Origin of the sequence: Flavobacterium panacis (assembly GCF_024649945.1) — a bacterium.
GTDB lineage: Bacteria > Bacteroidota > Bacteroidia > Flavobacteriales > Flavobacteriaceae > Flavobacterium > Flavobacterium panacis.
This window is the reverse complement of record NZ_JANKMS010000007.1, coordinates 273,730-289,492: the sequence shown is the minus strand read 5'-3', so window position 1 is coordinate 289,492 and position 15,763 is coordinate 273,730. Positions and strand designations below refer to the sequence as shown.

Genomic DNA, 15,763 nt, shown 5'->3' with positions numbered 1-15,763 from the left:
AAAGATCAAATGAGAAGCGTCAGCCGAGGCTTTTTTTCTGATTTCGTATTGATAATGTTCGTGTTCTTTTAAAAATGACATATACAAAGTGTTGGGTTCTTCTTATATGTCTCCAAAATTAAAGATGAGGGTAGGTCGAAAAGGTTACGTTTACATTAATAAAACCACCTTAAAACAAAACATATTATTAACATTTAAAACCAAAAGTTGGCTTAAAATAATACGTTGAAGCATTTGCAGTAAAAAAACAAAGAGCTTTTTCCTCTATAACAATCCTTCTCTTATAAAAAGCAGAAAATTGGTGTTATAAAGAGAAAAAAGCTCTTAACAAAAAATTAAAGACAAGGCGAAAAAACGTCTTTAAATAAATCTAATTTTTCTAAAAAACTGAAAAAAATAATTTTCTTCGGCTTCCTCATTATTTTATTCCAGCGTCTAATAATATAGCTAACTGAATGCAAGGAGAATCGGAACGGTTGCTCCACGCATGATTGGTTCCCCTTTGAATTACGATATCTCCAGCTTGCAGTAAAGTTTCTTCTTCGTCTACAATCAAATAAATTTCTCCAGCCAAAATCACGATATAATCTAAAGTATCCGTCTGATGCATTAATGGATGCGGTTGTCCTTCTGGCGCTTCAATTCCTAAATCCTTGTCTGGCGGAATCTGCACATATCTAAAATAACTTCCATTTTTTGGTGTATTCGGAAAAGCGGTGTTTTCGATATAATTTTCCTCAAATTTTGCTGGCGAACTGTCTGTTGTCCAAATATCAGAAATGATTAAACCCGGAAAATGTTCCGAAACATTGGTTACTATATTGTCTTGTTCTATAATCGATTTTCCATTTCGTAAACCTGTTACGATTCTTCTTGGAATTGTTTTCATTTTAATCTTATTCTATTGTGTAATATTATTTTTTCAATTCTAATTATCAGCTTAAATCTGTGTAAATCTTTTAAAATCTGCGTGAAAAAATCTATGCGCAAAAGTATTTCACGCAGATTTTAAAAGATTTGAGCAGATTGAATAAGATTTATTTATTAAACTTTTCTATTTCACTAAAAGTGGCAATTTTTCATTTTTTATGATAGTGAATGAAAACCTAACAGATTATAAAAACCTGTTAGGTTTAACTACTTAACTAACTAATCTAACTTAAACCATTCATTCACTTCGTTTGCTATTGAATCTTTTATTTTAGGATTTTCAAATTCATTTGTTGCTGGATTATATTCATAATCTTTCTCCCATTTTTTATAATTCGAAGCTACTTTTTCAATTGCGTCGCAGATATATGAAAGTTCTTCGTTTGTTGTAATAGGATGCAGTGACAAACGAACCCAGCCCGGTTTATTGGTTTGGTTTTTTTCTAATAATTCATTGGTAATTACAGCCGATTTCTTTTCATTAATATTAAACAAATAATGCGCATACGTACTCGCACACGACCAGCCTCCGCGAACTTGAATTCCGAAACGGTCATTTAAAAGTCTTACGATTAAATTGTAATGAATATCTTCAATCACAAAAGAAACACAGCCAATTCGTTCTGTCTTCAAATCTCCTAAAATAGACAAACCTTTTATTTTTTGAAGTCTTGCAAAACAAAGTTCCAACAGTTCTTTTTCTCTGTTTTTAATGTTTGAAACGCCCATTTTTTCTTTAAGTTCCAAAGCCAAAGCGGTTCTGATAACTTGTAGAAAACCCGGTGTTCCTCCGTCTTCTCGAACTTCAATCACATCGCTGTAACAATATTTCCCCAACGGATTGGTCCATTTTACATTTCCTCCACCTGGATTGTCTGGAAAATCAGATTGGTACAATTTTTCATTAAAGACCAAAACACCGCAAGTTCCTGGTCCGCCTAAAAATTTATGAGGCGAAAAGAATATTGCATCCAATTGTTCTTCTGGATCTTTAGGATGCATATCAATTTTGACATAAGGCGCAGACGCAGCAAAATCTACAAAACACAATCCAGCGTTTTGATGCATGATTTTAGCCAATTCATGATAGGGCGTAATAATTCCAGTAACATTGGAACAAGCCGTAAACGAACCAATTTTTAAACTTCTGTCTGCATATTTTTTAAGTGCTTTTGAAAGTGCTTTTGGATCGACTAAATTATTTTCGTCAGGTGGCAAAATCACTACTTCGGCATTCGTTTCGTACCAAGGAACCTGATTCGAATGATGCTCCATGTGTGTGATGAAAACTACAGGTCTGTCTTCTTCATAAGAAGTTCTCAAACCCATAATACGTTGCAGTTTTGATAAAGCAGCGGTCATTCCTGTTCCTGTAGTAACCAAAACATCCGACTCATTTGCATTTACGTGTTTTTTAATACTTTCTCTGGCGTATTGATAAGCATAAGTTGAAGCTTTTCCAGTCTGACTGGAAAATGAATGCGTATTGGCAATCATTGGACCCATTTTGTTGAGCATGATATCCTCGATCGGAACGTATAATCTTCCGCTGGCCACCCAATCTGCATAAACTAGATTCTGTTCGCCATAAACCGATTCAAAAGTATGATCAATTCCTACTGTATTTTCTCTAAATTTAGAGAAGTAACACTCTAACTCAATTGGTTCTGTTGTTGTCTCAATAGCATTCATTTCCTTATCCTTTTTAATTAACTAATATTCTATTATTGTTTTTTATCAAATTTTATTTCCTAAAAGCGATTTTAAAGTCGATTGTAATTCTTCTCCTTGAAGATTTTTAGCCACAATTATTCCGTTTGAATCGACTAGATAATTACTCGGAATTGCTCGAATTCCATACAATTTCGCAACGGCACTGTTCCAGAAAAGCAAATCAGAAACATGCTGCCATGATAAATGATCATCCTGAATTCCTTTAATCCAGTTTTCTTTCTTTTTATCTAAGGAGATTCCGATAATGTTGAATCCTTTATCATGAAATTCTTTATAGGCTGCCACAATATTTGGATTTTCTCTTCGGCAAGGTCCACACCATGAAGCCCAAAAATCAACTAAAGTGTAGCCTTTCAGATTTTCATAAAAATGGATTGGTTTTCCCTGCGGATCGTTGGCCGTAAAATCGGGTGCTTTTTTTCCAACTGCTAATCCGTCCAAAACAAGAGCCAAATCTTTTAGTTCTTTCACATAAGTGGTATTTTGAAGCGTTTTATCCAGTAAAGTGATGTTTTCTCTAATTTGTTCTGGTGATAATCTGTACGACCAATTTCTGTACAACACATAAGCAGCAACAATAGATTTCGGATTTTCTGTAATGAATTTACTGATTTCGATATCTTTTGATTTCTTGTAAGCCTCAAATAAATCTTGAGAAACAGAACCTTCAACTACAGAATTGCTGTAATATTTCTTCGGATTTAATTTCACTGTAATTGGGCCTTTTTCAAGAAAAATAAACAACGGACTACTTGCTGTATTGACACTTAAACCATATAAATCTGGCGTCTTAACTTTAGTTTTAAAACTAAAATTCCCATCTTTCACTTTTACCGAATCAATTGTGGTAAACATTTTATTGTGAAATTTTTGCAGATAAACATATTGAGCGACCGTATCCACAACAGTTCCTTTCAACTGTAAATTATTTTCCTGAGCCTGAATCTGAAAAGCTCCAAGAAGTAGCGCAAAACCTAGTAATATTTTTTTCATTTTATTTTGATTTTTAGTTTAGGATTGGACAAAAGAATTCCCGAGACCAATATTAAAAATGGTCTTTAGACATTACTGTTTTAAAAAAATTATTGGAAAATTTAGTGTCTTTACATTCGAAAGAAAGCAAGACTATTTTCTTCGAACATTAAATTCAAAAGTTCGTAACCGGCGTATAAAATGGATTCTGTTTTCATTTCAATAAATAAAAGTTTAGACTTAGATGAACTTATTCAGATTACGAGGAAATCTTTTCTTATCTGTCCGCTTAAACGGAAGGATGTAGCACCTTATTCGGCAACAGGTTGCTAAGACGTCAATGGGCCTATTCCCTCGGTCTTTCTGGATAAGTATCATTCAGAACTTTTCTGTGGTACAAATATATATATTAATTCTATCAAATTAGTAGTATTTAATAATATTTTTTAGAAAATAATTTGACAAAAGCCCAAAACGCTCCTTAAACCCACTTAAAAACAAGCGTTTAGATTCAAAATATATTATTTACTTTTTTAAATTTTAAAACAAAAATTCGCATAAAAAAACTCATTTCGTTTTGGAAATGAGTTTAAAATCTGTCGTTCTAACTTATTTATTTTTTCTCTTTTTAGCACTTTCTGTCTGCAGTTTCACACTGTCTTTTTGGACTCCTTTTGCCGGCGTGTAAGTTGAACCATCTTGTACGCTTTCACCTGGTCCGCTTCCTCTGCCTGCTGTACTTAGAGAATCTGTATTTCCATTTGCAGCGGTTGGAGTTTGTGTGGTTGTAATATTGGTTGAAGTTGTCGAAGTATCTTGAACTGTTGCTGTACTATCTTCGGGAACGATATTAGTTTCGATTTTATCACTATAACCATCGTTCTTTTTACAAGACGACAATCCCATTAAAACGGCAAAAAGTATGATATTAAATTTCAATAAAGCTTTCATAATAAATGTTTTAAATTTTCACAAAAGCTAAGTTCTTACTTCTAAAACGGTTTATTTTATAGTATTTCTATTAATTCTTACATAACCGCAATTTGAGTTTATTGTAAATGAAAAAAGCCCGTAAATCGAAATTTACAGGCTTTCTTCACTAATAAAGTAATTTAAAAAGTAACTAATTTAACTCCTAAGGTAAACCATCTTGATGGCAGAGGCACTGCTCCTACTTCAAAATAAGTGGCATTAAATATATTCTGTGCATCAAAAAAGATCGTGAATTTATTAATGGACTGACTTACTCTAAAATCATTGATCCAGTAAGAAGGTCCCGTAATTCTTTCGTTAAAACGTGTTGCAAACAAAATAGAGAAATCTTTGTATTGATAATCTATTGTATTGGTAATTTGATGTTTTAAAGACGAAATAAGATATTTAGAATAGATTTCTGTTCTTGAACTTTTAAACTCAGAATCTAAATAAGTGTAAGCTAACAGAATGTTTAATCTAGAATCTTTAGAGAAATCAAATCTGTAAGTACCACGTAAATTGATTCCGTTAGTATTTAAATCTCCCGTGTTTTGACTTTGCCAAGGCTGTGTTGTCAGATTACGCATCCAATCGATATAATTGTCAATTTTTCTGTAGAAATAATTCGCGTTGAAGCTTAAAGCTTTTTTATTGTATTTAAAACCAATTTCACTTTGAAAAGCATTTTCAGAATCTAAATCGGTATTTCCAATGTTTCCTGTTTGTTTCAAATACAAATCTGTAAACGATGGAATTCTTTGGCTTGTACCAATATTACCAATAATTTTAAAGGCATCTGTAATGGCATAACTGGCATCGATTCCTGGATAAATCTGCCATTTGTAATCTGAATTGTAATTCAAATACGTTCCAATATTTACGTCTAATTTATCTGTAAAACTCGTTCTGTATTCTGCATACACTCCTAGATTTTCGCGATCGTGATCTCCAATATTTGAAGAGTGAATGTTTTCGTTTCTAAATTCTGCTCCAAAACCAATTTCACCTTTAGACAATTTCACGGTAGAGTTTAATTCTCCCGCAATAGAATTGGTATAATGCTGACTTCTACCTACGGCCAAATTTGAGTTTCCTAAGTAACGATAATCATCATAATTGTATCTGTACGTTACTCTTGGCATAATTTTCCAGTTTTCTGTAATCGCATGTTTTGACTGAATGTTAGCAAAAGTCGTTTGAATAATTTCTGTCGAATTAATATCGCCAGGCGCTGCGTAAAATCCGTTAGCACCAAAACCATTGTTTATATAACCTGCAGAACCTAAAATCTCATTAGAATCGTTGATTTGAACATTTCCTTGGTAGAAAATTTTATTGTTTTCAAATGCCGTATTATAGCGATATCCGTTGCTTTTGTCATGCGAAGCAAAAATTAAATGCTGTTGTTTTTCTTTACCTAAAACAGCTCCAGCTTGAACTCCAGTTCCGTAAAAAGTATCGCCAGTATCGCGAGTATCTTTTTCAAAATTTGAACCTGCATATGTGCTTACTAAAAATCCAGAATCTGTTGGTTTTTTAGTGATAATATTGATTGCTCCTGTTAAACTATTGATTCCGTAAATTCTTGCAGCCGGTCCGCGAACTACTTCAATTCTTTCAATAACTTCAATCGGAAGAGGCAGATTCAACATATTATGAGCGGTTTGAGAATCTATAACTTTTGCTCCGTTCAATAAAACCACAGTCTGCTCAAAACTTCCTCCATCCACACTAATATCAGCCTGCGTTCCAAACGGTCCTCTTTGTCTGATGTCTACTCCATTTGCATATTGTAATACTTCCTGTAAAGTTCTTCCTGGAAGTTTTTTTATAGTTTCACTCGAAATCACATACACATTTCTATTTTGTTTCGAGATCGGGGTATTAAAACGGTTTTCATTAATGATTACCTCGTTCATTTCGTTTATCGAATCCTTTTTGGACTGTGCATAAACGTTAGAACAAATTACTGCAAGAGCAGCAAAGTAGATTTTTTTCATTTGGTCAATTTTTTTTGGCAAAAGTAGTACCTTGCCGTACTAATCAAGTATACCAGTTTTGTAATTATGAATAGTCCGGTTGAAATTCCTTTTAAAAGCTTTATTCAGCTTAAGTTTGAAGAAAATACGGCGCTTTATCTTCAAATTGTTTTTGAATTTATCAAAGCCATTCAAACAGGTTTTCTTCCTGAAGGAACCAAACTTCCTGGTACAAGGATTCTTTGTAAAGTTCTTGAAGTGAATCGCAACACCTTGATTAAAGCTTTTCAGGATTTAGAGTCACAAGGCTGGATTGAAACACTTCCGAATAAAGGGACTTTTATTTTATCACAACAAAAGCAAAAAAACAAAGCTGAAATTTCGATTTTAAAAGAACCTAATCAATCAGCACTCGATATTGGGTTTACTTTTCAACGTTCTACTATTCTTGAAAACCCAATCGAAATCAGCAATCTCCCTTATCAATTTAATGACGGAATGCCCGATTTAAGATTGGTACAAACAGATGTTTTGGCACGATTGTATGTTTCCAAATTAAAAAGACATAAAACCTCTAAAACCTACGAACAGATTCAGCTTCGATCACATTCGAATTTTAAAACTCAATTTGCTAATTATTTAAATCTTACTCGAGGAATTCGAATTTCGACTTCCAATCTCTTAACAGCGAGCAGTCACGAAATTGCCTTATATCTGGTTACAAAAGTGCTTATTAATGCAGGAGATAAAGTAGTTGTGGCTTCGCCTGGATATTATATGTCGAATATGACATTAACGAATACTGGTGCTCAAATTATTTCTATTCCGGTAAATGAAGATGGAATTGATACTAAAAAATTAAAAGAAATCTGCGAAAATTCTAAAATCAGAATCTTATATCTTACCTCCAATTATCATTATCCAACAACGATTCTCATGAGTGCCAAAAAGAGAATTGAAGTTTTGGAATTAGCTAATCAATACGGTTTTGTCATTCTGGAAGACGATTATGATTTTGATTTTCATTATGACCATAATCCAGTTTTACCTTTGGCTGCTTTCGATACCAATCAACGTGTGGTTTACATTGGTTCTTTTGGAAAATCACTTCCTTCTGGTTTCAGCTATGGTTTTGTTGCCGCTCCAGCCGAATTTATCAAAGAATTAGAAAAACATCAAAACATTCTCGAACCCGGAATTGATGTCATGAAAGAACAAGTTTTAACCGAATGGATTTCTGAAGGTGAAGCCCATCGTCTTTCTAAAAAAAATAAAAAAATCTACAAAGAACGTCGGGATTACTTTGTTTCATTACTTAACGAAAATTTGAAAGGTAAAATTAGATTTAAAGTACCACCAAGAGGACTCGCAATTTGGGTAGAATGGCTTGCCGATTTTAATCTTATCAAGTTTCAGAAAGAATGTCTGAATAACGGATTATTTTTACCCAAAACCATTTTATATCAAACCAAAGATTTAACTGCCACACGTTTAGGATTTGGACATTTAGAAAATGAAGAAATGGAAAAAGCTGTCTCCATTTTAAAGCAATCTTTAGAGGCCATCCTGTAACACAAAAACGTTACTTACTGATAATTATATAATTAGAAAATTTAATAGTATAAAGAGCTCCCGATTTTTGGATTTAACTTTGAAATACGTTAGACCTCAAATCCTAAATCTTATGCCATTTTATGTCATTTTACAATTGATATTTATTTCAATTACCGCGACATCAGCTATGACGTGGTTTAGCTATGCAATATCAAAAAGTTTTAGGGAATTGTATAAAGAGCCTGTACTATTAATATACGCCATTGACAAATTGAAAATAGATCACTCGGCACGATCAAAAAAAACTTGGGGCTGGTTAACACATTACATAATCGGTTTTTTGTTTGTACTTGGGTATCACATTATTTGGGTAAAGAATATATTACCAATTTCGCCATTAAGTGCTCTCCTACTAGGAGTAGTTAGTGGTTTAATTGGTATCTTCAGCTGGATAATTATTTTCAAAATGACCCGTCATCAACCCCCGATTGATTTTAAGGGCTATTACATTCAGCTGTTCTTTGCCCATATAATTTTCGCCATCGTCGCAACTGCCGTCTATTCTCTTATGCTAATATTATAAAAACAAAAGCTATGTCATTATCTAAATACAATCAGAAAAGAGATTTTAAGCAAACACGCGAGCCAAAAGGAAAGGTTGAAAAATCGGCTGATGCATTAATTTTTGTGGTTCAAAAACACGCTGCTTCTCATCTTCATTATGATTTTAGATTAGAAATGAATGGCGTTCTCAAAAGTTGGGCAGTTCCAAAAGGTCCCTCTATGGATCCAGAAATAAAACGTCTTGCCATGATGGTCGAAGATCATCCGTACAGTTATAAAGATTTTGAAGGAACAATTCCGGAAGGAAATTATGGTGCTGGAAATGTGATTGTCTGGGATAACGGAACATACACTTCTGATGAAAAAACAGCTTCACCAGAAAAACAATTATCAGCTGATTTAAAGAAAGGACGTTTGAGTTTTATTTTAAAAGGAAAAAAACTCAAAGGAGAATTTTCATTGGTAAAACTCCACGAAAAACAAGAAAACGCTTGGCTTTTAATTAAAAAAGACGACCAATATGCCATTACAGATCTAGATATTTTAGAAAAGAATAAATCGGTTATTTCTAAAAGAACTTTGGAAGAATTGGAAGCTAAAGCGGAAAAAATAGCTTCTAAAAATGAAGAGGATAAAGACGTAAAAAAAAAGTCTAAACCGAAAATCGTAAAAGCGTCTTTCTTAAAACCCATGCTGGCCAAAACGACAGAAAAGCCTTTTGATGATGACGAATGGATTTTTGAAAACAAATACGATGGTTACCGAACCATTTCGATTATAAATCCAGATCAGATCGAATTATTCAGTCGAAACCAAATTTCATTTAATATTAATTTCAAACCCATTGCAGACGAATTAAAAAAAATAGATCACACTGTAATTTTGGATGGTGAAGTGGTTGTTGAAAATGATTCTGGAAGAGCCGATTTTCAGATGCTTCAAAACTATATTAAAACCGGAATTGGAAACCTAAAATACTATGTTTTTGATTTACTACATCTGGACGGAAACGATATAACAGAACTGTCTTTACTGGAAAGAAAAGAACTCTTAAAAATCTTATTCAATAAATATTCTTTTTCCAATGTTTTCTATTCGGAACATACTATTGGAAACGGAATTCAACAATTTGAAAAGGCCCGAAAAAACAATAGCGAAGGTATTATCGCCAAAAAAGCAAACAGTTCATATACCGTAGGAAACCGAAGTAGTAATTGGTTGAAAATTAAAATTTCGAATGAAGAAGAAGCCATTATCATCGGAATTACCGAACCTAAAAATTCCCGAAAATATTTTGGCGCGATTTTGCTCGGACAATACAACGGAAACGAATTGCAATACATTGGAAAATGCGGAACTGGTTTTACAGAATCGATTCTGCAAGAACTTCATACCAAATTGAAACCTCTTTTTATAGAGCAATCTCCTGTAAAAGAAAAAGTTCCGTTACGAGATAAAATTCAATGGGTAAAACCGAAAATGGTTTGTCAGGTTAAATATTCAGAATGGACACAGGATCATCATTTGCGACATCCCGTTTATCTTGGATTGAGAGTTGATAAAAAAGCGTCTGAAGTGAATTTCAATGGAAATATCAATAGCAATGACAATAAAAATGCTAATCTCAGCAAAATGAAACACTCAAAAGAGCATAAAACCGAAAATGATTACGATTTAAAAATTGGAAAAACGACGTTGCATCTAACTAATCAGAACAAGGTATATTTTCCTAAAGATGGAATTACCAAAGGTGATGTTGTACAATACTACAATGAGGTTTCATCACTGATTTTGCCTTATTTAAAAGATCGTCCGGAATCTATGAATCGTTTTCCTAATGGAATTGATGCGCCGAGTTTTTATCAGAAGGATGTTGACGTTGACAAAGTTCCGAAATGGCTTAAAACCAAGAAAATTTTCTCTGAATCAAATAATGCAGATATTGATTATCTGATTTGTAATGACAAAGAAACTTTACTTTATATGGCAAATCTGGGTTGTATCGAAATGAATCCTTGGAACTCGACTATAAAACATATTCAAAATCCAGATTGGCTGGTAATAGATTTAGATCCATCAGGTAATGACTTTAGTCCAGTAATAGCAACAGCTTTGGTTGTAAAAGAAGTTTTAGACGAGTTAGAAACAGAATGTTTATGCAAAACTTCTGGAGCTTCTGGATTGCATATCTACATTCCGCTTGGTGCGCAATACGATTATGAGTCTATCAAAATTTTAGGCGAGTTAATCGCGCAGGAAGTGCATTCCAGAATTCCCGATATCACTTCTATGGAAAGAAGCATCAAAAAAAGAAAAAACAAACTATATATTGATTTTCTACAAAACCGAAGAGGACAAACTTTGGCTGCACCTTATTCTGTTCGTCCAAAACCTGGGGCTACCGTTTCAACACCATTAGAATGGAATGAAGTCAATGAAAAATTACATCCTTCACACTTTAAGATTCAAAATGTATTGAAACGTTTTGAGAAAAAAGGAGATTTATGGAAACCTGTTTTATCCAAAGGAGCTAACATCAAAAAAATTATCCTGAAATTGGAAGAAAGACAACACGAAGTTTAAGAGGATTTCTTTGTTTTAGATTTGTTCTCTAAACTCGCTTTTAACATTTCCATCAAATCGTCGCTTTGTTTGTGTACGACTTTCAATTTTGGTGAAGCTTTCTGAGTTTTCCCTTTGGCTTTCTTTTTAATAATATCCAAAAGTTTGGCGGTATATTCGTCTTTAAAACCAGTAATATCAAATTTCTCGGTAAGCTGATCGATCAGTTTTTCGGCCATATCCATTTCTTTAGTAGCTTTTTTAGAGATAGGCGGTAATTTTAATTCGCTTGTACTTCTAATTTCCTGTTCAAATCGAATTCGGTTTAAAACAATTACATTTTTGTAAGGTTTTAGAATCGCAAGACTTTCTTTATTTCTTAAAACAAATCTGGTCACACCGACTTTTCCGGAAGCTTGAAGTGCATCACGAAGTAATCCGTACGCATTCATAGCGCCTTTGTCTGGTTCTAGATAATACGGTTGTTCGTAATAAATGCTTTGAATTTCTTTTTCGAGAACAAAACTTTCAATAGCGATAGTTTTGGTTTTTATGGCATCTGCAGCTTCAAAATCGCTATCGTCTAGGATTACATATTTATCATCGATTTTATAACCTTTTACGATATTTGCAAAATCAACTTCTTTTCCCGTATTTTCATTAACACGTTTGAATTTGATATTGGCATGATCTTTTTTGTCCAGCATGTCCATATCAAGACTGCTTTCTTCTACTGCTGAAAAGATTTTTATCGGAATATTAATTAATCCAAAACTTACCGAACCTGTCCAAATTGATCTCATGGTTTCTTGTTTTTTAATTGAACTCTAAATTTAGTTCAACTAAAAAAAGTAACTCTTACAAAATCAATCCATTATTTTATAATTTTTAAAGCTTTTTTATTTTTCGCTAATAATAAATATTCAGGACGATCCTCGTTTTAGAAGAGTCAATAATCTTTTCTAATTTCTTGAAAAAAGCTTCACTTACCATTGGACAGCCTTTACTGTTTGAAATATAATAATCTTGTTCTTCATTGGGAACTGCAGAATAAGAATGCAAAACAATTGCCCTTTTTTCGGCATTGTTATTAGTTTCATTCAAACCGTGTAATTTATACGATTTTCCAAACATACCCACATAAGATTTACCAACGGTATAACTGCCCAAAGAAGTACACTTGGACTCTGGCTCGTTACTGAACTTTAATTCTCCTCTTACATTCGTTTCAGAACCGGAACCATTAGCAACCAATCCCTGATCCAGAATTTTATTGTTTTCTAAATCGTAAATGAAAAATCTGTTTTTGCCGGATTTGATTCTCATATCAATTAAAAAAGCAATTTTAGTATTGTAGGTTGTATTTTTATAAATTACATTTTTTACTTCTTCCAGTTTCGAATTAAAGCGTTCCATCTCCGAATTCACTACTGGAATTTCTGTTTTATTCTCATTTGGAATCCCAAAAAAACCAATATATAAAAGCAAAGTCAAACCAAAAATTTTCATGATCATTGTTTTAGAAATTAACAGCACAAAATTACTAGTCCATCAAAAAACAAATCACCATTAAAAATCTGAAAAACAACACTTTAAGACATATATTAAAACAAAAAAGACAGATAAAATATCTGTCTTTTTTGTTTTCAAGTTTCAAGTTAACTCATAACTTAAAATTATTTACCAGCCCTTTACAGCGCCACCTTTAAATTCCTGCTCTGCTGCTTTTTCTACTTCAGGAGATTGAAAAGCTTGTAAAAACTGTTTTACTTTTTCTTCGTTTTTATTGTCTTCACGGCTCACCACCAAATTCACGTACGGAGATTCTTTATCTTCAACAAACAAAGCATCACGCGAAGGCACAAGTCCTGCAGCAGAAGCAAATGTATTATTGATGATCGCAATAGAAACATTTTCATCATCTAAAGCACGAGGCAATTGAGGCGCTTCTAATTCTAAAATTTTTAAATTTTTAGGATTACTAACAATGTCTGTAACTTTTGGAAGCAGACCAACTCCATCTTTCAATTTCAATAAACCATTTTTCTGCAAAAGCAACAAAGAACGTCCACCGTTTGTTGGATCATTTGGGATAATGATTGTGCTTTCGTCTTTTAGCTCCGCAAGTGTTTTTATTTTTTTAGAATAAGCCGCAATTGGATACACAAATGTTTTTCCGATAATCGCTAATTTATAACCTCTTTGTTTAGATTGTTCGTCTAAATAAGGTTTATGTTGAAAAGCATTCGCATCAATATCTCCTTGACTTAAAGCTTCGTTTGGAATCACATAATCATTGAAAGAAACCAATTCTACTTCTAATCCGTATTTTTCTTTGGCAACTTTTTTTGCTGCTTCCGCCACTTTTAATTCAGGACCAGAAGCTACTCCTACTTTAATAAAATGAGGATCATTGTTTTTTTTGTTTCCACAGTTTGATAAAACAAGTGCCAAAGCCAAAACTCCAGCCGTTTTTATACTATTTAATTTCATATTTTTTTAATTGTAAATTGTTAATTATTAATTGTCAATTGATTATCTATGATCGAATCGTTTTGATAATTTGTCTCCCACAAACTGAATTATGAATACCAGAATAACCAATAAAGCCAAAACCGAGTTCATTGTCACGGCATCATAACCAATATATCCGTATTGATAACCAACCTGTCCTAAACCACCTGCTCCAACGGCTCCACCCATTGCAGAATATCCCACAAGAGTGATTAAAGTAATAGAGGCTGCATTGATTAAAGAAGGTAATGCTTCTGGCAATAATACTTTGTAAACGATTTGAAATGGTGTTGCTCCTAAAGCTCTTGCCGCTTCAATTAATCCTGAAGGAAGACTTAATAAGCTGTTTTCGACCAAACGGGCAATAAATGGCGCTGCACCAATACTTAACGGAACCAAAGCGGCACTTACACCAATTGAAGTTCCTACAATGGCACGTGTAAACGGAATCATCCAAACGATCAAAATAATGAATGGAATAGAACGAAAAACATTGACCAAAACTGACAAAATTCTATTTAAAACAGGCTGTTCTAAAATTTGATTTTTACGAGTTAGGAAAAGCAAAATTCCCGTTGGAAGCCCCAATAAAAAACCAAAGAAGCCCGATACAAAAGTCATCACAATGGTTTCCCATGTTCCTTTTAATAATAAATCTATAAGAGTATCAGACATAACCTATAATTTCTGTTTTAATGTGTTTTGAATTAAAATATTGAATTGCGGCATCATAATTTTCGCGTTTTCCTGAAAGTTCAATCAACATTACACCAAAATTAACTTCGCCTGCCTGATCCATTTGTGCACTTACAATTTTGAAATCGGTATCAAAAAGTCTTGAAACCTCTGAAATAACAGGCTCATTCACCGATTTTCCAGTCATTTCCAGTTTCAATAACGGATTTAAATTTCCGTTATCTTCTTTTTCTAATTTTTCCTGATAAACAGACGGCACTTCAATATGCAGTGAAGAAGAAATAAATTCTCTAGTCAATTCGTGTTTTGGATCTGCAAAGATTTCGCCCACACTTCCCTGCTCTATCAATTTTCCGTGACTGATTACCGCCACTTCATCACAAATAGATTTTACCACTTCCATTTGATGCGTAATCAATAATACAGTAATATTGAGACGTTTGTTAATGTCTTTCAACAAATTCAGAATAGATCTTGTAGTAGCTGGATCCAACGCACTGGTTGCTTCATCACACAACAATACTTTCGGGTTATTAGCCAAAGTTCTCGCAATGGCCACTCTTTGTTTTTGTCCTCCCGAAAGACTTGCCGGATAATCGTTTGCTTTTTCGGCTAAACCAACCAATTGCAATAATTCTAAAACTCTAGTTTTAATTTCAGCTTTTGAAGTTCCTGCCAATTCTAACGGAAAAGCCACATTATCGAAAACCGTTCTCGAAGAAAGTAAATTGAAATGCTGAAAAATCATTCCGATTTGTCTTCTTTCTATTGCCAATTCAGCATTTGATAATTGCATTAAAGCTTTACCATCTACAATAATTTCTCCTGAAGTTGGTCTTTCCAATAAATTCACGCAACGAATTAAAGTACTTTTTCCAGCCCCGGAAGTTCCAATTACACCAAAAATTTTTCCCGGAGGAACTCTTAACGAGACATCAGACAAAGCCTGGACAATTCTGTCTTTCTGATGAAAAGTTTTGGTTACATTTTTTAATTCAATCATTCTCTAATTAAGATTTAAAAACAAAAAAGCCTTTCAACTATTCATGAAAGGCTTTCAAGATAAATTATATCATTTTATATATAAGCCAGCTCAATACATTTCATAACAACATCACAGCACATCATGCTGCAGTTATCATAATTCTTCATTTTCTGGTTATCGTTTTTCATAGCTGGTGCAAATTTAAGCAGTTATTTTCAATTTTATAATAAAAATTATCAAAACTTTTATTACCCTATCAATCTAATAGGTTTTTAAAATAGAAATAAAAAAAAACCAA

12 protein-coding genes and 1 riboswitch are annotated in these 15,763 nt (G+C 33.2%); of the genes, 2 read left to right on the top strand and 10 right to left on the bottom strand.

The features are described 5' to 3' along the window. Window positions 1–418 precede the first annotated feature (418 nt). The 5 genes from NQQ59_RS16340 to NQQ59_RS16320 form a co-directional block, all read right to left on the bottom strand. Window positions 419–889 (bottom strand): cupin domain-containing protein, encoded by a 471-nt coding sequence (locus tag NQQ59_RS16340; RefSeq protein ID WP_144218698.1) that lies wholly within the window; start codon window positions 887–889, stop codon window positions 419–421. Between the two features lie 260 nt (window positions 890–1,149). Next, a complete protein-coding gene (locus NQQ59_RS16335; RefSeq protein ID WP_144218697.1) occupies window positions 1,150–2,622 on the bottom strand; it encodes an aminotransferase class V-fold PLP-dependent enzyme in 1,473 nt (490 codons plus the stop codon). 45 nt (window positions 2,623–2,667) lie between these two features. Then, window positions 2,668–3,657, bottom strand: a complete 990-nt coding sequence (locus NQQ59_RS16330) for a TlpA disulfide reductase family protein (protein WP_144218696.1) — start codon at window positions 3,655–3,657, stop codon at window positions 2,668–2,670. A gap of 253 nt (window positions 3,658–3,910) precedes the next feature. Next, window positions 3,911–4,010, bottom strand: a riboswitch (SAM riboswitch). Window positions 4,011–4,245: 235 nt separating this feature from the next. After that, window positions 4,246–4,587, bottom strand: a complete 342-nt coding sequence (locus NQQ59_RS16325; RefSeq protein WP_144218695.1) for a hypothetical protein — start codon at window positions 4,585–4,587, stop codon at window positions 4,246–4,248. 161 nt (window positions 4,588–4,748) lie between these two features. Further along, a complete protein-coding gene (locus NQQ59_RS16320) occupies window positions 4,749–6,611 on the bottom strand; it encodes a TonB-dependent receptor plug domain-containing protein (RefSeq protein ID WP_144218694.1) in 1,863 nt (620 codons plus the stop codon). 66 nt (window positions 6,612–6,677) lie between these two features. On the opposite strand from NQQ59_RS16320, the gene NQQ59_RS16315 reads away from it, so the two are divergent. Both NQQ59_RS16315 and ligD read left to right on the top strand, forming a co-directional pair. Next, window positions 6,678–8,162 carry an aminotransferase-like domain-containing protein gene (locus NQQ59_RS16315; protein ID WP_144218693.1) on the top strand — a complete coding sequence of 495 codons (1,485 nt, stop codon included), beginning with the start codon at window positions 6,678–6,680 and terminating at the stop codon, window positions 8,160–8,162. Between the two features lie 576 nt (window positions 8,163–8,738). Beyond that, window positions 8,739–11,291 carry a DNA ligase D gene (gene ligD, locus NQQ59_RS16310; RefSeq protein WP_144218691.1) on the top strand — a complete coding sequence of 851 codons (2,553 nt, stop codon included), beginning with the start codon at window positions 8,739–8,741 and terminating at the stop codon, window positions 11,289–11,291. On the opposite strand, the gene ku is transcribed toward ligD, so the two are convergent. The 5 genes from ku to metN form a co-directional block, all read right to left on the bottom strand. Beyond that, window positions 11,288–12,073: a non-homologous end joining protein Ku gene (gene ku / locus NQQ59_RS16305; protein WP_144218688.1), complete on the bottom strand. Its 786-nt coding sequence runs from the start codon at window positions 12,071–12,073 to the stop codon at window positions 11,288–11,290. The genes ligD and ku overlap by 4 nt on opposite strands. Window positions 12,074–12,179: 106 nt before the next feature. Then, the gene (locus NQQ59_RS16300) at window positions 12,180–12,779 is read right to left on the bottom strand and encodes a murein L,D-transpeptidase catalytic domain-containing protein (protein WP_144218686.1); all 600 of its coding nucleotides are present in this window, start codon (window positions 12,777–12,779) and stop codon (window positions 12,180–12,182) included. A 171-nt stretch (window positions 12,780–12,950) separates the two neighbouring features. After that, window positions 12,951–13,763 carry a methionine ABC transporter substrate-binding lipoprotein MetQ gene (gene metQ, locus NQQ59_RS16295; protein ID WP_144218684.1) on the bottom strand — a complete coding sequence of 271 codons (813 nt, stop codon included), beginning with the start codon at window positions 13,761–13,763 and terminating at the stop codon, window positions 12,951–12,953. Between the two features lie 42 nt (window positions 13,764–13,805). After that, complete coding sequence (locus NQQ59_RS16290) at window positions 13,806–14,459, bottom strand: methionine ABC transporter permease MetI (protein WP_144218682.1); 654 nt, start codon at window positions 14,457–14,459, stop codon at window positions 13,806–13,808. Next, on the bottom strand, window positions 14,452–15,483 hold the full coding sequence (metN, locus tag NQQ59_RS16285; protein WP_144218680.1) for a methionine ABC transporter ATP-binding protein MetN: 1,032 nt from the start codon (window positions 15,481–15,483) through the stop codon (window positions 14,452–14,454). Before metN ends, NQQ59_RS16290 begins: the two co-directional genes overlap by 8 nt. Window positions 15,484–15,763 lie beyond the last annotated feature (280 nt).